General features: G+C 47.8%; 1 rRNA gene. It reads left to right on the top strand.

Going from position 1 to position 255, the window contains the following annotated elements:
- Window positions 1–54: 54 nt before the first annotated feature.
- Window positions 55–255, top strand: a 16S ribosomal RNA gene (locus tag ACYQ4S_RS12795); the annotation flags it as partial.

Genomic DNA, 255 nt, shown 5'->3' with positions numbered 1-255 from the left:
AACAAACGAGTTAACATGGTTAACTCACAAGTAATACAATGAGCAAGTCAAACTTAAAATGAGAGTTTGATCCTGGCTCAGGACGAACGCTGGCGGTATGCCTAATACATGCAAGTCGAACGCTGAAGCACTCTGCTTGCAGAGTGTGGATGAGTGGCGAACGGGTGAGTAACACGTGGGGAACCTGCCCATAAGAGGGGGATAACATCCGGAAACGGGTGCTAATACCGCATAGGTGATCATAGCGCATGCTTA

It is taken from the genome of Alkalibacterium sp. s-m-28 (genome assembly GCF_054658175.1).
Note: the sequence above shows the minus strand (reverse complement) of the source record. Positions and strands in the feature narration are given on the sequence as shown.